Consider the following 19309-nt stretch of genomic DNA (forward strand, 5'->3'; position numbering starts at 1 on the left):
AGAGCACATTGATGCCTGTGCCCCCTGCCGGCACCGCCCTCGCAGGCGGCACCCACGGCCCCCGCGCACTCCGCCCCCTCCTCGACACCGTCCTCGACGCCCTCACCACCGGCGCCGAGGACCGCGCCGGCCCCCTGCCCCCCGGCGGCCCCGAAACGGTCGCCCGCACCGTACGCGACGCCTGCCACCCCCTGCTCCCCGACCACGGCACCGGCCCGCACGCCGCCCTGCGCACCCTCGTCCACACCCTCGCCGCCGGCGCCGCCGACCCCGCCGACCCGCACTGCGCCGCCCACCTGCACTGCCCGCCCCTGGCCCTCGCCACCGCCGCCGACCTCGCCGCCGCCGCCCTCAACCCCTCCATGGACTCCTGGGACCAGGCCCCCGCCGCCTCCGCCCTCGAAGCCCTCGCCGGCCGCACCCTCGCCGCACTGGTCTACCCCCAGGCCACCGACCCCGACGCCCTGGTCACCACCGGCGCCACCGAGTCCAACCAGCTCGCCCTCCTCCTCGCCCGCGAAGCCGCCGCCCCCGACGCCACCGCGACCGAACCCCACCGGCCCGCCCGCCCCCTCCAGATCGTCTGCGGCGCCAACGCCCACCACAGCATCCACCGCTCCGCCTGGCTCCTGGGCCTCCCCGAACCCCTCACCCTCCCCACCCCCGACGGCATCCTCACCCCCGACACCGTCCACAGCTGCCTGGCCGGCCTCGCCGGACGCACCGGCCCCGTCCTCCTCACCGCCACCGCGGGCACCACCGACTCCGGCGCCATCGACCCCCTCCCCGCCCTCGCCGACCTCGCCGAACGCCACGGCGCCCGCTTCCACATCGACGCCGCCTACGGCGGAGCCCTCCTCTTCAGCGACATCCACCGCGCCGCCCTCAACGGCCTCGCCCGCGCCCACACCGTCGCCCTCGACCTGCACAAACTCGGCTGGCAACCCGTCGCCGCCGGCCTCCTCGCCGTCCCCGGCCCCGCCACCCTGGCCCCCCTCGCCCACCAGGCCGACTACCTCAACGCCGACGACGACACCGAAGCCGGCCTCCCCGACCTGCTCAGCCGCTCACTGCGCACCACCCGCCGCCCCGACATCCTCAAGATCGCCGTCACCCTCAAAGCCCTCGGCCGCCACGGCCTCGGCGACCTCGTCGACCGCACCCTCGCCGCCGCCCAGACCCTCGCCGACCTCATCGAGTCCCACCCCCGCTACGAACTCCACTCCCGCCCCACCCTCAGCACCGTCCTCTTCCGCCCCACCGGCGCCGACCACACCACCCTCGCCACCATCCGCCGCACCCTCCTCACCGACGGACACGCCGTCCTCGGCCGCGCCACCACCCCCACCGGCCTCTGGCTCAAGGCCACCCTCCTCAACCCCCACACCCAGCCCGGAGACCTCACCACCCTCCTCACCCTCGTGGAAGGGCACACCCCCAGATGAGCAGCACTCCACACACCGAAGGCCCCCACACCACCGACACCACGAGCCCCGGCGAACCCCTCGACCTCGCCGGCATCGGCGTCGGCCCCTTCAACCTCTCCCTCGCCGCCCTCGCCCACCCCCTCACCGGCCTCCGCACCGCCTTCTACGACCAGCGCCCCGCCTTCCACTGGCACCCCGGACTCCTCATCGACGGCGCCACCCTCCAAGTCCCCTTCCTCGCCGACCTCGTCACCCTCGTCGACCCCGCCAGCCCCTGGACCTTCCTCAACTACCTCAAGACCCGCGAACGCCTCTTCCCCTTCTACTTCGCCGAGCGCTTCCACATCCACCGCGCCGAATACGACGCCTACTGCCGCTGGGTCAGCGAACAACTCCCCACCCTCCACTTCGGCCACCAGATCGACGCCGTCCGCTGGAACCCCGAACGCGAACTCTTCGAAATCGACTACACCCAGCTCGACCCCGAAGGCGAAGCCGAAGCCCTCGGCCGCACCCACGCCCGCAACCTCGTCCTCGGCATCGGCACCACCCCCCACATCCCCGTCCCGCTCCGCCCCCTCGCCGACGCCCCCGCCGTCCCCGTCGTCCACGCCGCCGACTACCTCGATCACCGCGAACGCCTCCTCGCCGCCGACCACCTCACCGTCATCGGCGCCGGCCAGTCCGGCGCCGAGATCTTCCTCGACCAGCTCCGCGCCCGCCCCGCCGGCCGCGAACGCCTCCACTGGCTCGCCCGCACCCCCGCCTTCGCCCCCATGGAATACAGCAAGCTCGGCCTCGAACACTTCACCCCCGACTACACCCGCTACTTCCACGCCCTCCCCGAACGCGTCCGCGACGACCTCGTCCCCGGCCAATGGCAGCTCCACAAAGGCATCGGCCACGACACCCTCGCCGCCATCCACGACGAGCTCTACCACCGCACCCTCGACGGCGGCTGGCCCGACGCCACCCTCACCCCCGGCGTCTTCGTCCGCACCGCGGGCCGCGTCGGCACCACCAAGGTCGAACTCCACCTCGACCACCTCCAGCAGGGCACCCGCTCCCGCCTCACCACCGACGCCGTCGTCCTCGCCACCGGCTACCGCGAACGCCGCATGGACACCCTGCTCGCCGCCCTCGACCCCTACGTACGCCGCGACTCCGGCGCCCGCCCCCGCGTCGACGCCCAGCACCGGCTGATCCTCGACCCCGCCGTCACCGGCTCGGTCTACGTCCAGAACGCCGAAACCCACACCCACGGCGTCGGCGCCCCCGACCTCGGCCTCGCCGCCTGGCGCAGCGCCACCATCCTCAACTCCCTCACCGGCACCACCCCCTACCCCCTCCCCACCCGCACCGCCTTCACCACCTTCGGCCTGCCCCAGCCCACCACCGGCCGCACCGGCACCGTCCCCCGCCAGAGCTCCACCCTCGTCCCCCGCCACTGACCCCCGACCGGGCAGGCTCCCCCCACCCGGCGGCCGGATGACCCACCACCGGCCACCCCGATGTGCGACCCTGCACCACCCGCACCCCAGCACACCGGGAGCCACCATGACCGACCCCCACACCCCCACCACCTCCACCGCCCTCCCCTACGGCACCCCCGACACCCCCCGCCTCGCCGTACGCGGCGAAGCCCGCCTCGAAGTCGACCCCGAAATCGCCCGCATCGCCGTCACCGTCAGCGCCCGCGGCACCGACCGCACCACCGCCCTCACCGACCTCACCCACCGCAACGAAGCCGCCCTCACCCTCATCAAGAACTACGGCGACGCCATCGAGAAACTCGAAACCGGCACCTTCAGCCTCACCCCCCAGCTCACCGAAAAAGGCCGCCACGAACGCATCCGCGCCTACCACGGACGCGTCACCCACACCGCCACCCTCAACGACTTCACCGTCCTCGGCGAACTCACCACCCGCCTCGCCGACCTCGACCTCACCGGCGTCGACGGCCCCTGGTGGGCCCTGCGCCCCGACTCACCCGCCCACCGCGACGCCCGCACCCGAGCCGTCCACGAAGCCGTCCAGCGCGCCCGCGAATACGCCGAAGCCCTCGGCGCCCGCCTCGACGCCCTCCTGGAAATCGCCGACCTCGGCGCCGAGAACAACGCCCCCGCCGCCGCCCCCGCCATGCGCTCCTTCGCCGGATACGGCGGCGCCACCCAGGAAAGCGCCCCCGCACTCGACCTCGAACCCCAGCGCCAAGCCGTCCACGCCCATGTCAACGCGCGCTTCACCATGACCCGTCCCGCACTCTGAGACCACCCCGCGCGAGGGCTATATTCCGCTCATCGGAGCGCCTTCGCGCCCATTCCAAGAGTTGTCAACACCCCTTCACCAACCGCTCGTTGAGCAGTCACCTGCCTACCGTTCCCTACCGCCCGGTACGGCATAGGCTCGACGTATGCGCCGAGCAAAAATCGTCTGCACCCTGGGGCCCGCCACCGACTCGTACGAGCAGATCAAAGCCCTCGTCGAGGCCGGAATGGACATCGCCCGCTTCAACCTCAGCCACGGCACCTACGCCGACCACGAGGCACGGTTCGACCGGGTCCGCAAAGCATCCGAAGAGACCCGCCGCAGCGTCGGCATCCTCGCCGATCTTCAAGGCCCGAAGATCCGGCTCGGCCGGTTCCGCGAAGGCCCCGTACTTCTCGAACGCGACGACGAGTTCACCATCACCGTCGAACCCTCCGTCGAAGGCGACCGCGCGATCTGCGGCACCACCTACGACGGCCTCGCCGCCGACGTCACCACCGGCGAACACATCCTCATCGACGACGGCAAGGTCACCCTCGAGGTCACCGAGGTCGACGGACCCCACGTCCGCACCCGGGTCATCGAGGGCGGCATGGTCTCCGACCACAAGGGCCTCAACCTCCCCGGCGTCGCCGTCTCCGTCCCCGCCCTCTCCGAAAAGGACCAGGACGACCTCCGCTGGGCCCTGCGCTACGGCGCCGACCTCATCGCCCTCTCCTTCGTCCGCAGCGGCCGCGACATCGAAGACGTCCACCGCATCATGCGCGAGGAAGACCGCTTCCTGCCCGTCATCGCCAAGATCGAAAAGCCCCAGGCCGTCGACAACATCGACGACATCGTGGCCGCCTTCGACGGCATCATGGTCGCCCGCGGCGACCTCGGCGTCGAAATGCCGCTGGAAACCGTCCCGATCGTCCAGAAGCGCGCCATCAAGCTCGCCAAGCGCAACGCCAAACCGGTCATCGTCGCCACCCAGATGCTCGACTCGATGATCGACAACTCCCGCCCCACCCGCGCCGAGGCCTCCGACGTCGCCAACGCCGTCATCGACGGCACCGACGCCGTCATGCTCTCCGGCGAGACCAGCGTCGGGAAGTACCCCACCGAGACCGTCAAGACCATGAGCCGCATCGTCGAGGCCGCCGAGGAAGACCTCCTCGCCAAGGGCCTCCCACCGCTCACCGAGGCCAACAAGCCCCGCACCCAGGGCGGCGCCGTCGCCCGCGCCGCCGCCGACATGGGCGACTTCCTCGGCGCCCGCTTCCTCGTCGCCTTCACCCAGTCCGGCGACACCGTCCGCCGCCTCTCCCGCTACCGCTCGCCCATCCCCCTCCTGGCCTTCACCCCCGACCCGGCCACCCGCTCCCAGCTCAACGTCAGCTGGGGCGTGGAAACCTTCCTCGGCCCCACCGTCGACTCCACCGACGAGATGGTCGCCCAGGTCGACGAGCAGCTCCTGAGGCTCGGCCGCTGCCAGAAGGGCGACGTCGTCATCATCACCGCCGGCTCCCCGCCCGGCGTCCCCGGCTCCACCAACCTCGTCCGCGTCCACCACATCGGCGAGGACGACACCCCGAAGTAGCCCCACCCGCACCGCGCTCCCGCTGGGCCGAGGTACCTGACTGCCGTCCCTGTCAGTACTTCGGCCCGATGTGTCGGTCCATGAGGGCGACGGAGCTCTTGCGGGCCACGGAGATGTTCTGGGCTTTGCGGGATTGCCGGGCGGGTTTCCACTCGACCCCGACGGCGTCGAGGGTGTCGGTGTAGAGGCGGATGATGTCGGCGGACATGTTGGTGAAGAAGTACCGCGGGTACTCGTAGCGTTTGCGCTCGCCGCCCACCACCCTGGTCGTCCAGTTGGTGATGCGGCAGCCGTCGGAATGGATGAGCCCGCGGAGGAACTCCCAGGGATGCGCGTCCACGATCTGCTGCTGCCAGGATTCGAGCACGATCGGCCGCTCGTGCTTCTTCCCGGGGCCGTGCTGGGGGAAAAGGCAGGGCCAGTGGTGGCTGTAGCTGGTCACCATGACGCAGCCTTCGCGTTGGATGATGCACACGCTGTTTGTGGGGCGGACCGCTTTTACCGCGTCGCGGCATGCGGCGATAAGGCCCGGCCAGGCATCCGCGCACGCGATACGCAGCGCGTACCCACGCCGTCCGGGTTGTCTGCTGAGGCAGCCGTCGCCGAGGTAGAGGCCGAGTAAGTACGCGTACGCCTCGGCATCCTTCGGCGGCTGTGGTACCTGCTCGCATCGCGGGCATTCCGCCTTACGCGAGATGGGCTCGACCCTGGTTTGCCAGGATCGGATTGCGTACCGGGATATGCCGGTCTGCTTGCTCACAGAGTTGAGGCTGCGCCCTTGGGCGACGAGGGAGAGGGCATGCGCACGCGTTGAGGTGTCGTACATGCATGCGATCGTGACGGGAAGTGCTTCAAGCGAGGTGAATTCGCTAGCGTCATCACTGAAAAGGGTGACGCTCATCGGTTTTCGCGTCATCTTCGAATCGAAGAGAAAGTGCCCCAGGTGGGATTCGAACCCACACTTTCGGCTGTTTGAGAGCCGCCTCTCTAACCAGTTGGAGTACTGGGGCCTTAGAAAGGGAGGATACCTGCTGCCCTGCGTGGTCCTACCCTACAGGAGCTAGGTAGGCTCATGGGGCACCACCTGACCGTAACGAGGAGTCCCGTGAGCGCCGCCGAGCCCGAGCAGCCCGTCGCCGATGACGATCAGTCGCATGTCCCGCCGCTGACCACGCGGGTCGTGATCGCGGAGGACGAGGCGCTCATCCGTCTCGACCTCAAGGAGATGCTGGAGGAGGAGGGCTACACCGTCGTCGGCGAGGCCGGGGACGGGCAGACGGCCGTGGAACTGGCCCGGGAGCACCGGCCCGACCTGGTGATCCTGGACGTGAAGATGCCGGTGCTGGACGGTATCTCGGCGGCCGAGAAGATCGCCGAGGAGAGCATCGCCCCGGTGCTGATGCTGACCGCGTTCTCGCAGCGTGAGCTGGTGGAGCGGGCGCGGGACGCGGGTGCGATGGCGTATCTGGTGAAGCCGTTCTCGAAGAGCGACGTGGTGCCGGCGATCGAGATGGCGGTGAGCCGGTTCACCGAGCTGAAGACGCTGGAGCAGGAGGTCGCGGACCTCACGCAGCGGCTGGAGACCCGGAAGCTGGTGGACCGGGCGAAGAGCATTCTGCAGACGCAGTACGGGCTGACGGAGCCGGCCGCGTTCCGGTGGATTCAGAAGACGTCGATGGACCGGCGGCTGTCGATGCAGCAGGTCGCGGAGGCGGTCATCGAGGACGCCGAGGAGAAGAAGCAGCAGAAGGACCAGTAGCGGCCCGTGCCCCGCGAGTGAGCGGCCCCGTACCGGTGTTGACCGGTGCGGGGCCGCTCGTCGTGCGGTGGGTCAGTCCTCGCCGAGGTAGGCCTTGCGGACGGACTCGTCGTGGAGGAGGGCGGCGCCGGTGCCGGAGTGGACGATGCGGCCGATCTCCATGACGTGTCCCTGGTCGGCGAGGGAGAGCGCGGCCTGGGCGTTCTGTTCGACGAGGAGGATGGTGGTGCCCTGGGAGCGGAGTTCGCGGATGGTTTCCATGATCTTCTGCATCATGATCGGGGAGAGGCCCATGGAGGGCTCGTCGAGCATGAGGAGTTTGGGGCGGGACATCAGGGCGCGGCCCATGGCGAGCATTTGCTGCTCGCCGCCGGAGAGGGTGCCGGAGGCCTGTTTGCTGCGTTCGCCGAGGATGGGGAAGAGCTCGTAGACGCGCTGGATGTCCTTCTCGATGCCGTCGGCGTCCTTGCGGAGGAAGGCGCCGAGCTTGAGGTTCTCGGCGATGGTGAGGCGGGGGAAGAGGCGGCGGCCTTCGGGGGAGTGGGCGAGGCCGCGTTCGACGATCTTGTGGGCGGGGACGCCGTTGAGTGGTTCGCCGTCGAAGGTGATCTTGCCGGCGAGGGGCTTGAGGAGGCCGGAGAGGGTGCGCAGGGTGGTGGTCTTCCCGGCGCCGTTGGTGCCGATGAGGGTGACGGCCTGGCCTGCTTCGACGGAGAACGAGATGCCTTTGACGGCTTCGATCTTGCCGTAGGCGACGCGGAGGTCCTCGACCTCGAGCAGTGCGGTCATGGGGTGTCTCCGGTCTGTCCCTGGGCCGGCCGGTCGGTGGGGGCCGTCCTGTCTGCTGCGTCGGGTGCTGCGGTCGCGTCCGGGGTGCCGGGGCCGGCCGGGTCCGGTGGGGTGGCCGGGTCCGTGGCGGGGTCCGGTGTGGCGACGTCCTCGACGGGGGTGCCGAGGTAGGCGGCGATGACGCGTTCGTCGGCCTGGACGACGTCGGCGGTGCCTTCGACGAGTTTCTGGCCCTGGACGAGGACGGCGACGCGGTCGCACATGTTGAAGATGAAGCGCATGTCGTGCTCGATGACGAGGACGGCGATGCCCTGGGCGCGGATGGCGAGGACGAGGTCCTGGGTGGCGCGGGTTTCCTGGGGGTTCATGCCGGCGGTGGGTTCGTCCAGGAGCAGCAGTCCGGGTTCGCTGGCGAGGGCGCGGGCGATTTCGAGCTTGCGCTGTTCGCCGTAGGGGAGGTTGCGGGCGAGGTGGTCGCGTTTGTGGGCGAGGCCGGTGAACTCCAGGAGTTCCATGGCGCGTTCCTCGCTGGTGCGTTCGGCCTTTTTGAAGCCGGGGCTGCGGAGGAGGGCGGACCAGAGGCCTTCTTTGGTGCGGGTGTGGCGTCCGACGAGGACGTTTTCGAGGACGGTCATGTTGGCGAAGAGGCGGATGTTCTGGAAGGTGCGGGCGACGCCGGCCTGGGTGACGAGGTGGGGTTTGCGGGAGAGGCGGGTGCCGCGGTAGCTGACGGTGCCTTCGGTGGGCACGTAGAGGCCGGTGAGGCAGTTGAAGAAGGTGGTTTTGCCGGCGCCGTTGGGGCCGATGAGGCCGACGATTTCGCCGGCGCCGACGGTGAGGTCGACGCCGCGTACGGCGGTGAGCCCGCCGAAGCGCATGGTGACGCCGTCGGCCCGGAGGACGGTGCCGGTGTCGGTGGTGGGTGCGGGGCTGGCTGCTGTGGTCATGGTCGTCACGCCTTTGCCTGGGTGGCGCCGAGGGTGGCGTCTGCGTCGGGGAGGCGCTGGTCGGGCACGTCGAGTTGGCCGGTCTCGTGGAATTCCAGCTGCTTCCTGCGGTCGGGGATGAGGCCTTCGGGGCGGAAGCGCATGAGGAGGACGAGGGCGATGCCGAAGAGGAGGAGCTGGTAGTCCTGGAGGAAGTCGAGTTTGGCGGGGATGAGGAAGAGGAGGGCGGCGCCGACGAGGGGTCCGCTGAGGGTGCCCATGCCGCCGAGGATGACGGCGGCGAGGAGGAAGGCGGAGTTGGGCGGCTGTGGCCCGGCGAACTGGAACTGTTCGGGGGTGGCGGTGGTGACGACGTGGGCGTGCACGGTGCCGGCGAGTCCGGCGAGGGCGGCGCCGAGGGCGAAGGCCAGGAGGCGGAGGCGGAAGCTGTTGATGCCCATGGCGATGGCGGCGGTCTCGTCCTCGCGGATGGCGATCCAGGCGCGGCCGATGCGGGAGGCGGCGGCGCGCCGGAAGACGAGGACGACGAAGGCCGTCACGAGGATCATCAGCAGGTAGTAGTTGCCGTAGGTGGCGATGGGGATGCCGAGGAGGGTGTGGGGTTCGCCGAAGTTGAACCCGAAGATCTCCAGGTTGGGGATGTTGGGGATGCCCATGGCGCCGTTGGTGATGTCGGGGCCGGTGGTGCCGTTGAGGTTGAGCATGGCGATGCGGAAGATCTCACCGAAGCCGAGGGTGACGATGGCGAGGTAGTCGCCGCGCAGGCGGAGGGTGGGGGCGCCGATGAGGACGCCGAAGACGAGGGAGGCGACGGCGCCGGTCAGGAGGGCCGCCCAGAAGGGGAAGTGGAGTCCGAGGGCGGATTCGGGGGAGCCGGAGACGAGGGCGGCGGCGTAGGCGCCGACGCCGAGGAAGGCGACGTAGCCGAGGTCGAGGAGGCCGGCGAGGCCGACGACGACGTTGAGGCCCAGGGCGACGGTGGCGAAGATCAGGATGTTGGCCCCGATGATCGTGTACTGGTCGGTGTCCTGGGTGAAGGGGAAGCAGGCGGCGGAGAGGAAGGCCGCGCCGAGGGCCACCCCGCGGTGGGTGTGGGTGAGTGCGGTGAGCCGTGCGATGAGTCCGGCCCGGTGGAGGGCGGGGACGGCGAGCACCATGAAGAGCAGGTAGCCGACGAAGGGGGCGCCGTCGTCGGTGTCGATGCCGTAGGTGAAGGCGAGCAGCCCGGCGGCGAAGGCGGCGGCGATGATCAGGATCTCGGCCCAGGAGGGGAGTTCGCGGGTGCGGCGCCGTACGGGGGAGGCGGCGAGGCTCGCGGTGAAGCGCTGCCAGGGGGAGCGGCGGGGTGTGTCGGAGGGCTGGTCGGGCGGCAGCGCGAGGGCGCCGGCCAGGGTGGTGAGGGAGGTGAGGGCCGCGAGGGCGCCGCCGAGTTCGAGGTTGATCAGTCCGCCGAGCTGGACGGCGATGGCGGTGAGGGTGAACCAGGTGGCGGCGAAGGTGGCGAGGGCCGCGAGGAGGGTGGGGGCGTTGCGTCCGGCGGGGGTGAGCCACCGCAGGCCGCGGATGCCGAGGGCGGCGAGGGCGAACAGCAGGGTGAGGAGGCCGCCGGCGAGGGTGACGACCTGTAGTCCGGCGGGGGAGAGGTAGTAGGTGAGGTCGCCGGGGAAGTCGCTGCTCCAGGTCCAGGCGAGGGCGGTGCTGGCGGTGGTGGCCAGGGCGCCGGCGGCGGTGGTCAGGCGCGCGGTGCGCTCGGGGAGCGGTATCAGGCCGCGGGCGGGGGTGGTGGTGTGGGTGGTCATCGGTATCACGCCCGATCCGCGACGCGTTCGCCCAGGAGGCCTTGTGGTCGCAGCAGGAGTACGAGGATGAGGAGGACGAAGGCCCAGACGTCCTTCCAGGCTCCGCCGCCGAATTGCTGCATGCCGGGGATTTCCTCGATGTAGGCGGTGGCGAGGGCTTCGGCGACGCCGAGGACGACGCCGCCGAGCATGGCGCCGTAGATGTTGCCGATGCCGCCGAGCACGGCTGCGGTGAAGGCCTTGAGGCCCATGATGAAGCCCATGCGGAACTGGACCTCGCCGGTGCGCAGTCCGTAGGCGACGGCGGCGACGCCGGCGAAGGCGGCGCCGATGGCGAAGGCGAGGACGATGATGCGGTCGGTGTTGATGCCCATGAGCTTGGCGGTGTCGGGGTCCTGCGCGGTGGCCTGCATGGCGCGGCCGCTGCGGGTCTTGGCGACGAAGAAGCCGAGGGCGATCATGCAGGCGGGGGCGGCGACGAGGACGAAGAGGTCGCCGCGCTGGACGGTGGCGCCGAGGATCTCGAAGGCGTCGCCCTTGAACTGGGGGAAGACGCGGGCCTGTTTGCCGTCGGGGTACCACTTCCAGACGGCTTGCTGGAGGGCGATGGACAGGCCGATGGCGGTGATGAGGGGGGCGAGGCGGGGGGCGCCGCGCAGGGGCCGGTAGGCGAAGCGTTCGGCGGCTATGCCGACGAGGACGGATACCGCGATGCCGCCGAGGAGCATGGCGGGCAGGGCGAGGGCGAGGGAGGTGCCGGCGGGCAGTGCGAGGAAGACGCTGAGCGCTCCGAAGCCGCCGACCATGAAGATCTCGCCATGGGCGAAGTTGATGAGCTGGACGATTCCGTAGACCATCGTGTAGCCGATCGCGATGAGTCCGTACATCGCGCCGAGGATGAGTCCGTTGGCCAGCTGTTGCGGCAGTTCGCTCACCGCAGGGCCTCCGTTGCGTGGGAGTGAGGGTTCTCCGGGCCGGTTGGAGCGAGGGATCATCCAGGCCGGGTGGGAGTGGGGAGAGTCCGGGCTGTCCCGGGGTGCCGCGGGCCGCGCCAGGGGCGTTGGTGCGTCCTGGCGCGGCCCGGGTGGTGTGGGGTGGTGCGGTGGGTCAGCTCTTGTCGAACTTCTTGAATTCGGCGCTGAATCGGGAGGCCCAGGCGCCCTTGTCGACCTGGTAGGCGGTGATCATGGTGTTGGTGGTGTCGCCGTATTTGTCGAAGGCGATGGGACCGGTGACTCCGTCGAAGGTGACCTTGTTCATCGCGTCGACGACCTTCTTGCGGGCGTCGTCGGGCAGCTTGGCGTCGTTGTCCGCGACGACCTTCTTCACGGCCTGGATGATGGCCCAGGTCGAGTCGTAGGCGGAGCCGCCATAGGCCTCGTAGGACTCCTTGAAGCCGGCTGCCTTGTAGTCGGCGATGAACTTCTTGGCGGAGGGGAGTTCCTCGACGGGCTTGCCGACGGAGGAGGCGTAGTCGCCCTGTGCCTTCTTGTTGAGCTTGATGTAGTCGCCGCTGTACATGCCGTCGCCGCCCATGAGGGGGACGGTGACGCCGCCGTCCTTGAGCTGCTGGCTGAGCGGGCCGGAGGCGGGGTATTCGCCGCCGTAGAAGACCAGGTCGGGCTTGGCGGACTTGACCTTGGAGACGACGGCCTTGAAGTCACGGTCGTCGGGGCTGACGTGTTCGGTGCCGGCGATCTTGCCGCCGAGCTTGCTGAACTGGTCCTTGAAGGAGGAGGCCAGGCCGACGCCGTAGGTCTTCTGGTCGTCGATCACGTAGGCCTTCTTGGCCTTCATCTTCTCCCACGCGTACTGGCCGTCGAAGGCGCCCTGCACCTCGTCGGTGGTGGCGGTGCGGAAGTAGGTGGAGAAGGGGCGGACGCGCTTGTTCTGCTTCCAGTCCTTGCCCTGGGTGAGGTCGGGCGTGGTGTTCGCCGGCGAGATCAGGGTGAGGTTGTTCTGCTGGGCGACCTGCTGCATGGACTGGGCGACGCCGGAGTTGAGCGGGCCGACGATGCCGAGTACGTCCTTGTCGCCGGCGAGTTTGGTGGCGTTCTGCTGGCCGGCGTTGGGGAGGGCCTTGTCGTCGAGGGCTTCGAGCTTGAAGGTGACGCCGTCGACCTCGCCGGCCTTGTTGGCGGTGTCGATGGCGAGCTGGGCGGAGTTGCGGATGCCCAGGCCCAGGGCGGAGAGCTCGCCGGTGGTGGGGGCGTCGAGGCCGATGACGACGGTTGTCTTGGAGCCGTCGCCGCTCTTGTCGTCGCCGCGGGAGCCGCACGCGGAGAGCGTGAGGGCGCCGGCGGTGACTGCGGTGGTGAGGAGAAGCAAGGAACGGTGACGCACGATCAGTCCTTTCCCTGGCGCGGCCACGGCTGTCGCATGGCCGTTCCGCGGCGGCCGGGGCTGCGCTGGGCAGCGAAGGTGCGTGCTTCGTCAGTGAGCCCGGCGGCGCGGTGACTGGCGGTGACTCTAAGCCGGTGTTCGCCGCACCGGCAGAGGCGCCGAGCATGATGTGACGCTCTTGTTATGACCTTCGATGAGCGTTATGCCGTTATGGTCCTTACACCGCAGGGCGAACACGGTGCGGAGGGCGAACTCGCACTTCCACGGGCGTATTAGGGCGCGCGGTGCAGCAGCGGCGTCCGGATAGCGGATGCGCCGGGTGCGGCGGTGCCGATGCCCGTGGGGGGTACGGCAGTTGGGCCGGGCGCCGCACCGCGCCGGGGTCACGCAGCGTTACGGACATGCGGACGGCCCCGCTCCCGTGACCGGGTGCGGGGCCGTGGCGGCTTGCGGCGGTGGGCCGTCCGGGGCGGGTCAGCCGCGGTAGGCGTCGGCGTCCACGTCGCGGAGCATGCAGGTCAGCCGGGCGGTGCAGACCCGCTTGTCCTGTTCGTCGGTGATCACGATCTCGTAGGTGGCGGTGGAGCGGCCGCGGTGGACGGGGGTGGCGACACCGGTGACCAGGCCGGAGCGCACGCCGCGGTGGTGGGTGCAGTTCAGGTCGACGCCGACGGCGAGCTTGGTGGGGCCGCCGTGGAGCATGGCGCCGACGGAGCCGAGGGTCTCGGCGAGGACGGCCGAGGCGCCGCCGTGCAGCAGTCCGTAGGGCTGGGTGTTGCCCTCGACGGGCATGGTGCCGACGACCCGGTCGGGGGCGGCGTCGGTGACCTGCACGCTCATCCGCTCGCCGAGGTGTCCGGCGGAGAAGAACGAGGGCAGGTCGAGGCCGAGGCCGGCCCACTGGTCGAGGATCTCCTGCGGAAAGTTGGTCGTGCTGCGCTCACCCATGCCTACGGCTCCGTTCGCTCGCCCGTGATCGTCGTCGATCCGTGCCTGTTCCTATCAGGCGCCTGAGCAAGCGCTCAGCGCGGGGTCGTGGTTCCCGCCGCCCGTCCCGTGGGCGGTCAGTCCTCGCGGGGGCTCTCCAGGCGGATCACCACGGACTTGGCGGCGGGGGTGTTGCTGGTGTCGGCGGTGTGGTCCAGCGGGATGAGGACGTTGGTCTCGGGGTAGTACGCGGCCGCGCAGCCGCGGGCCGTCGGGTAGTGCACGACGCGGAAGCCGGGCGCGCGCCGTTCGCTGCCGTCCGTCCACTCGCTGACCAGGTCGGTGTACGCGCCGTCGGCCAGGCCCCGTTCGCGGGCGTCGTCGGGGTGCACGAGCACCACGCGGCGGCCGTTTTTGATGCCGCGGTAGCGGTCGTCGAGGCCGTAGACGGTGGTGTTGTACTGGTCGTGGGAGCGCAGCGTCTGCAGCAGCAGCCGTCCTTCGGGGGTGGCGGGGTAACTGACGGGCGCGGCGGTGAAGTTGGCCTTCCCGGTGGCGGTGGGGAAGCTGCGGCTGTCCCGGGGGGCGTGCGGGAGGACGAAGCCCCCGGGGCGGGCGACCCGGGTGTTGAAGTCCTCGAAGCCCGGGATGACACGGGAGATGCGGTCGCGGATGGTGGCGTAGTCCCGCGCGAACTCCTCCCAGGGGGTGCGGCTCGCGGCGCCCAGGACGCGGCGGGCCAGGCGGGCGACGATTGCCGTCTCGGACAGCAGCTCGGGGCCGGCGGGCTCCAGACGGCCGCGGGAGGCGTGCACCATGCCCATGGAGTCCTCGACCGTGACGAACTGTTCGGTGCGCCGCCCGTCGGGGCCGGTCTGCACATCGCGTTCCGTACGGCCCAGGGTCGGCAGGATCAGCGCGCGGGCGCCGGTGATCACATGCGAGCGGTTGAGCTTGGTGGAGACGTGGACGGTCAGCCGGGCGCGGCGCATGGCGGCCTCGGTGACGTCGGTGTCGGGGGTGGCGGAGACGAAGTTGCCGCCCATCGCGAAGAACACCTTGGCCTGCCCGTCGCGCAGGGCGCGGATGGCGCGGACGACGTCGAGGCCGTGTTCCCGGGGCGGGGCGAAGCCGAACTCCTTCTCCAGGGCGTCGAGGAAGGCGGGCGCGGGCCGTTCGAAGATGCCCATGGTGCGGTCGCCCTGGACGTTGCTGTGGCCGCGTACGGGGCAGACGCCGGCGCCGGGGCGGCCGATGTTGCCGCGCAGCAGCAGGAAGTTGACGACTTCCTGGATGGTGGGGACGGAGTGCTTGTGCTGGGTCAGGCCCATGGCCCAGCAGACGATGGTGCGGCGTGAGGCGAGGACCATGGCGAGCGCGCGGTCGATCTCCTCGCGGGTCAGGCCGGTGGCGCGGAGCGTCTCGTCCCAGTCGTCATCGGCGCGGGCGGTGCGGGCGAACTCCTCGAAGCCGTGGGTGTGTTCGCGGATGAAGTCCTCGTCGAGGGCTCCGTCGGTGTCGAGGAGGAGGCGGTTGAGGGCGCGGAAGAGCGCCTGGTCGCCGCCGAGACGCACCTGGAGGAAGAGGTCGGTGAGCGCGGTGCCGCCGCCGGCCAGGCCGCGCGCGGTCTGCGGGTTCTTGAAGCGCTCCAGTCCGGCCTCGGGCAGCGGGTTGATCGAGATGATCTTCGCGCCGCCGGCCTTGGCCTTCTCCAGGGCGGTCAGCATCCGCGGGTGGTTGGTGCCCGGGTTCTGCCCGGCGACGATGATCAGGTCGGCCTGGTAGAGGTCCTCCAGGAGGACGCTGCCCTTGCCGATGCCGATGGTCTCCGTCAGGGCGGTGCCCGACGACTCGTGGCACATGTTGGAGCAGTCGGGGAGGTTGTTGGTGCCGAACTCGCGGGCGAACAGCTGGTAGAGGAAGGCGGCCTCGTTGCTGGTGCGGCCGGAGGTGTAGAAGACGGCCTCGTCGGGGGAGCCGAGGGCGGTCAGTTCCTCGCCGATGATGTCGAAGACCCGCTCCCAGGTCACCGGCTCGTAGTGGTCGGCGCCCTCGGCGAGGTACATCGGGTGGGTGAGGCGGCCCTGCTGGCCGAGCCAGTAGCCGCTGCGGGTCGCGAGGTCGGCGACGGAGTGCGCGGCGAAGAAGTCCGGGGTGACCCGGCGCAGGGTGGCCTCCTCGGCGACGGCCTTGGCGCCGTTCTCGCAGAACTCGGCGGTGTGCGGCTTGTCGGGCTCGGGCCAGGCGCAGCCGGGGCAGTCGAAGCCGTCCGGCTGGTTGACGCGCAGGAGGGTGAGGGCGGTGCGGCGGACGCCCATCTGCTGCTGGGACATGCGCAGGGCGTGGGTGAGCGCCGGCAGCCCGACGGCGGAGTGCTGGGGTCCGCTGACCTCGGGCGCGTCCTGGACGGGGTCCGACGCGGGCGGCTTGCCTGCCATGGCGCTCTCCCTTGAGCCGTGAGCCGGGGCGTGGTCCGCCGGGACATGGCGGATCGTTGCCGTACGCATCAGATCCTGTCACGGACGCGCCGGGGCGGTGTAGCGGCGATCGCCGGGGGCGGGGATCAGCGGTGCGGGCCGGGGGAGCGGCGGGGTGCGGGCGGGGCCGGGGCCGCCGCGGCGGGGATTGTCAGTGCGGCGTGGCAGGATCGGGGGCGTGGCAGCAAAGGCAGCGAAGAAGAGCGAAGCGACCGGGACCGAAGCGGCGGCGGGCGGCCGCCCCCGTCTGCTCCTGATGGACGGGCATTCCATGGCATACCGGGCGTTCTTCGCCCTGCCCGTGGAGAATTTCACGACCGTCACGGGACAACCGACCAATGCGATCTACGGCTTCGCGTCGATGCTCGCGAACACCCTGCGTGACGAGGCGCCCACGCATTTCGCGGTGGCGTTCGACGTCTCCCGCAAGACCTGGCGGTCCGAGGAGTTCGCCGACTACAAGGCGAACCGCTCCAAGACGCCCGACGAGTTCAAGGGCCAGGTCGAGCTGATCGGCGAGATGCTCGACGCGATGCGGGTCAAGCGCTTCGCGATCGAGGGCTTCGAGGCCGACGACGTCATCGCCACGCTCACCGAGCAGGCCACCGCGCAGGGCTTCGAGGTCTCGATCGTCACCGGCGACCGCGACTCCTTCCAGCTGGTCTCCGACGACGTCACGGTGCTCTACCCCACCAAGGGCGTCTCCGAGCTGACCCGCTTCACCCCGGAGAAGGTCTTCGAGAAGTACGGCCTGACCCCCGCCCAGTACCCGGACTTCGCCGCGCTGCGCGGCGACCCGTCCGACAACCTCCCCGGCATCCCCGGCGTCGGCGAGAAGACCGCCACGAAGTGGATCAACCAGTTCGGTTCCTTCGCCGAGTTGGTGGAGCGCGTCGACGAGGTCAAGGGCAAGGCGGGCGCCAACCTCCGCGAGCACCTGGACGCGGTGAAGCTCAACCGCCGGCTGACCGAGATGGTGCGCGACGTCGAGCTGCCGTGCGGCCCGGCGGACCTGACCCGCGCGGCGTACGACCGTGACGCGCTCACGGTGTTCCTCAACGGCCTGGAGATCCGCAACCAGGGCCTGCGGGACCGGCTGCACGCCGTCGACCCGGGCGCCGAGGAGGCCGCCGAGCAGGCCGCCCCCGCCGCCGGCGTCGAGGTGGACGGCACGGTCATCGGCACCGGGGAACTCGCTCCGTGGCTGGCCGCCCACGGCGCGGGGCCGCTGGGTGTCGCCACGGTCGACGTCTGGACGCTGGGCAGCGGCAGCGTCGCCGAGGTGGCGCTGGCCGCCGCCGACGGCCCGGCCGCCTGGTTCGACCCGGCCCAGCTCGACGAGGCCGACGAGCAGGCCTTCGCCGCCTGGAGCGCGGACGCCGACCGCCCCAAGGTGATGCACAACGCCAAGGGCCTGATGCGGGTCTTCGGCGAGCACGGCTGGCGCATCGACGGCGTCACCATGGACACCGCGCTGGCCGCCTACCTGGTCAAGCCGGGCCGCCGCTCCTTCGCCCTGGACGCGCTGTCCCTCGAATACCTGGGGCGTGACCTCGCCCCGGCGGCGGCCGGTGACGGCCAGCTGGCGTTCGGCGCGGACGAGGAGGCCGAGGCGGACGCCCTGATGGGCCAGGCCCGTACGGTCCTCGACCTGGGCACGGCGTTCGGGACGAAGCTGGCCGAGGTCGGCGCCGCCGAGCTGCTGCGCGACGTGGAGCTGCCGACGAGCCGGCTGCTGGCCCGGATGGAGCGGGCCGGTATCGCCGCGGACCGTGGCTGGCTGGAGCGGATGGAGCAGCAGTTCGCCGGCGCCGTGCAGCAGGCCGTCAAGGAGGCGCACGCCGCCGCGGGCCACGAGTTCAACCTGGGGTCGCCCAAGCAGCTCCAGGAGGTCCTCTTCGGCGAACTGGGCCTGCCCAGGACCAAGAAGACCAAGACGGGCTACACCACCGACGCCGACGCGCTGGCCTGGCTGGCATCGCAGACCGACAACGAACTCCCGGTGATCATGCTCCGGCACCGTGAGCAGGCCAAGCTGCGCACGACCGTCGAGGGCCTGATCAAGACCATCGCCGCCGACGGCCGCATCCACACCACCTTCAACCAGACCGTGGCGGCCACCGGCCGGCTCTCCTCCACGGACCCCAACCTGCAGAACATCCCGGTGCGCACGGACGAGGGCCGGGCGATCCGCCGGGGCTTCGTCGTCGGCGAGGGCTTCGAGTCGCTGCTGACCGCCGACTACAGCCAGATCGAGCTGCGGGTGATGGCCCATCTCTCCGAGGACGAGGGCCTGATCGAGGCGTTCACCTCCGGCGAGGACCTGCACACCACCGTCGCCTCGCATGTCTTCTCGGTCGACACGGCGCAGGTCGACCCGGAGATGCGCCGCAAGATCAAGGCGATGTCCTACGGCCTGGCATACGGGCTGTCGGCCTTCGGCCTCTCCCAGCAGCTGGGCATCCAGCCCGACGAGGCCCGCAAGCTGATGGACAACTTCTTCGAGCGCTTCGGCGGGGTGCGCGACTACCTCCAGCGCGTCGTGGAGGAGGCCCGCGCCACCGGCTACACGGAGACGATGCTCGGCCGCCGCCGCTACCTCCCCGACCTCAACAGCGACAACCGCCAGCGCCGCGAGATGGCCGAGCGGATGGCGCTGAACGCCCCGATCCAGGGCACCGCCGCCGATATCGTCAAGATCGCGATGCTGCGGGTCGACGCGGCACTGCGGGCCGCGGAGCTGGAGTCCCGGATGCTGCTCCAGGTCCACGACGAAATCGTGGTCGAGGTGGCCCCGGGCGAACGCAAGAAGGTCGAGGAACTGGTCCGCCGCGAAATGGCCGCGGCCGTCGAACTGAGCGCCCCGCTGGACGTCTCGGTCGGCTCCGGCAAGGACTGGGAGTCCGCGGCGCACTGAGCCGGGAAGCGGGCCGGTGGCGGCGCGGGCAAGCCGCGGCGCCACCGGCTCGTGCCGGCCACCGGCCCGTGCGG

At 70.7% G+C, this 19309-nt stretch carries 14 protein-coding genes and 1 tRNA gene; 6 read left to right on the forward strand and 9 right to left on the reverse strand.

Annotated elements, in window-relative coordinates:
• Positions 1-11 precede the first annotated feature (11 nt).
• The 4 genes from ACWC9R_RS12965 to pyk all read left to right on the forward strand — a co-directional run bounded on the left by ACWC9R_RS12965 (position 12) and on the right by pyk (position 5277).
• Complete coding sequence (locus ACWC9R_RS12965) at positions 12-1445, forward strand: pyridoxal phosphate-dependent decarboxylase family protein (RefSeq protein WP_450731130.1); 1434 nt, start codon at positions 12-14, stop codon at positions 1443-1445.
• The gene (locus ACWC9R_RS12970) at positions 1442-2878 is read left to right on the forward strand and encodes a lysine N(6)-hydroxylase/L-ornithine N(5)-oxygenase family protein (RefSeq protein ID WP_450731132.1); all 1437 of its coding nucleotides are present in this window, start codon (positions 1442-1444) and stop codon (positions 2876-2878) included. The genes ACWC9R_RS12965 and ACWC9R_RS12970 overlap by 4 nt, the downstream gene beginning before the upstream one ends.
• Before the next feature lie 106 nt (positions 2879-2984).
• Positions 2985-3695: an SIMPL domain-containing protein gene (locus ACWC9R_RS12975; protein WP_450731133.1), complete on the forward strand. Its 711-nt coding sequence runs from the start codon at positions 2985-2987 to the stop codon at positions 3693-3695.
• 145 nt (positions 3696-3840) lie between these two features.
• A complete protein-coding gene (gene pyk / locus ACWC9R_RS12980; protein WP_450731135.1) occupies positions 3841-5277 on the forward strand; it encodes a pyruvate kinase in 1437 nt (478 codons plus the stop codon).
• 52 nt (positions 5278-5329) lie between these two features.
• On the opposite strand, the gene ACWC9R_RS12985 is transcribed toward pyk, so the two are convergent.
• Positions 5330-6103, reverse strand: a complete 774-nt coding sequence (locus tag ACWC9R_RS12985) for a transcriptional regulator (RefSeq protein WP_450731280.1) — start codon at positions 6101-6103, stop codon at positions 5330-5332.
• A 109-nt stretch (positions 6104-6212) separates the two neighbouring features.
• Positions 6213-6287: transfer RNA gene (locus ACWC9R_RS12990), tRNA-Leu, on the reverse strand.
• 62 nt (positions 6288-6349) lie between these two features.
• On the opposite strand from ACWC9R_RS12990, the gene ACWC9R_RS12995 reads away from it, so the two are divergent.
• A complete protein-coding gene (locus ACWC9R_RS12995) occupies positions 6350-7036 on the forward strand; it encodes an ANTAR domain-containing response regulator (protein WP_450731137.1) in 687 nt (228 codons plus the stop codon).
• A gap of 72 nt (positions 7037-7108) precedes the next feature.
• On the opposite strand, the gene ACWC9R_RS13000 is transcribed toward ACWC9R_RS12995, so the two are convergent.
• The 7 genes from ACWC9R_RS13000 to ACWC9R_RS13030 all read right to left on the reverse strand — a co-directional run bounded on the left by ACWC9R_RS13000 (position 7109) and on the right by ACWC9R_RS13030 (position 16279).
• Complete coding sequence (locus ACWC9R_RS13000; RefSeq protein WP_362608147.1) at positions 7109-7825, reverse strand: ABC transporter ATP-binding protein; 717 nt, start codon at positions 7823-7825, stop codon at positions 7109-7111.
• On the reverse strand, positions 7822-8772 hold the full coding sequence (locus ACWC9R_RS13005; protein WP_450731139.1) for an ABC transporter ATP-binding protein: 951 nt from the start codon (positions 8770-8772) through the stop codon (positions 7822-7824). The genes ACWC9R_RS13000 and ACWC9R_RS13005 overlap by 4 nt, the downstream gene beginning before the upstream one ends.
• 5 nt (positions 8773-8777) lie before the next feature.
• On the reverse strand, positions 8778-10571 hold the full coding sequence (locus tag ACWC9R_RS13010; protein WP_450731141.1) for a branched-chain amino acid ABC transporter permease: 1794 nt from the start codon (positions 10569-10571) through the stop codon (positions 8778-8780).
• Between the two features lie 5 nt (positions 10572-10576).
• Complete coding sequence (locus ACWC9R_RS13015; protein ID WP_362608142.1) at positions 10577-11506, reverse strand: branched-chain amino acid ABC transporter permease; 930 nt, start codon at positions 11504-11506, stop codon at positions 10577-10579.
• A 172-nt stretch (positions 11507-11678) separates the two neighbouring features.
• Complete coding sequence (locus tag ACWC9R_RS13020; protein ID WP_450731282.1) at positions 11679-12899, reverse strand: branched-chain amino acid ABC transporter substrate-binding protein; 1221 nt, start codon at positions 12897-12899, stop codon at positions 11679-11681.
• Between the two features lie 489 nt (positions 12900-13388).
• Positions 13389-13862, reverse strand: a complete 474-nt coding sequence (locus ACWC9R_RS13025; RefSeq protein ID WP_362608141.1) for a PaaI family thioesterase — start codon at positions 13860-13862, stop codon at positions 13389-13391.
• A gap of 116 nt (positions 13863-13978) precedes the next feature.
• Positions 13979-16279, reverse strand: a complete 2301-nt coding sequence (locus ACWC9R_RS13030) for an FdhF/YdeP family oxidoreductase (protein ID WP_450731143.1) — start codon at positions 16277-16279, stop codon at positions 13979-13981.
• A 217-nt stretch (positions 16280-16496) separates the two neighbouring features.
• On the opposite strand from ACWC9R_RS13030, the gene polA reads away from it, so the two are divergent.
• Positions 16497-19235 (forward strand): DNA polymerase I, encoded by a 2739-nt coding sequence (gene polA / locus ACWC9R_RS13035; protein ID WP_450731145.1) that lies wholly within the window; start codon positions 16497-16499, stop codon positions 19233-19235.
• Positions 19236-19309: the final 74 nt, after the last annotated feature.

This window comes from Streptomyces sp. NPDC001219, assembly GCF_053597915.1.

Bases quoted from the DNA above. Each gene is read 5' to 3' on its own strand.
- ACWC9R_RS12965 (WP_450731130.1), top strand. From the start codon at position 12: ATGCCTGTGCCCCCTGCCGGCACCGCCCTCGCAGGCGGCACCCACGGC.
- ACWC9R_RS12970 (WP_450731132.1), top strand. From the start codon at position 1,442: ATGAGCAGCACTCCACACACCGAAGGCCCCCACACCACCGACACCACG.
- ACWC9R_RS12975 (WP_450731133.1), top strand. From the start codon at position 2,985: ATGACCGACCCCCACACCCCCACCACCTCCACCGCCCTCCCCTACGGC.
- pyk (WP_450731135.1), top strand. From the start codon at position 3,841: ATGCGCCGAGCAAAAATCGTCTGCACCCTGGGGCCCGCCACCGACTCG.
- ACWC9R_RS12985 (WP_450731280.1), bottom strand. From the start codon at position 6,103: ATGTACGACACCTCAACGCGTGCGCATGCCCTCTCCCTCGTCGCCCAA.
- ACWC9R_RS12995 (WP_450731137.1), top strand. From the start codon at position 6,350: ATGGGGCACCACCTGACCGTAACGAGGAGTCCCGTGAGCGCCGCCGAG.
- ACWC9R_RS13000 (WP_362608147.1), bottom strand. From the start codon at position 7,825: ATGACCGCACTGCTCGAGGTCGAGGACCTCCGCGTCGCCTACGGCAAG.
- ACWC9R_RS13005 (WP_450731139.1), bottom strand. From the start codon at position 8,772: ATGACCACAGCAGCCAGCCCCGCACCCACCACCGACACCGGCACCGTC.
- ACWC9R_RS13010 (WP_450731141.1), bottom strand. From the start codon at position 10,571: ATGACCACCCACACCACCACCCCCGCCCGCGGCCTGATACCGCTCCCC.
- ACWC9R_RS13025 (WP_362608141.1), bottom strand. From the start codon at position 13,862: ATGGGTGAGCGCAGCACGACCAACTTTCCGCAGGAGATCCTCGACCAG.
- ACWC9R_RS13030 (WP_450731143.1), bottom strand. From the start codon at position 16,279: ATGGCAGGCAAGCCGCCCGCGTCGGACCCCGTCCAGGACGCGCCCGAG.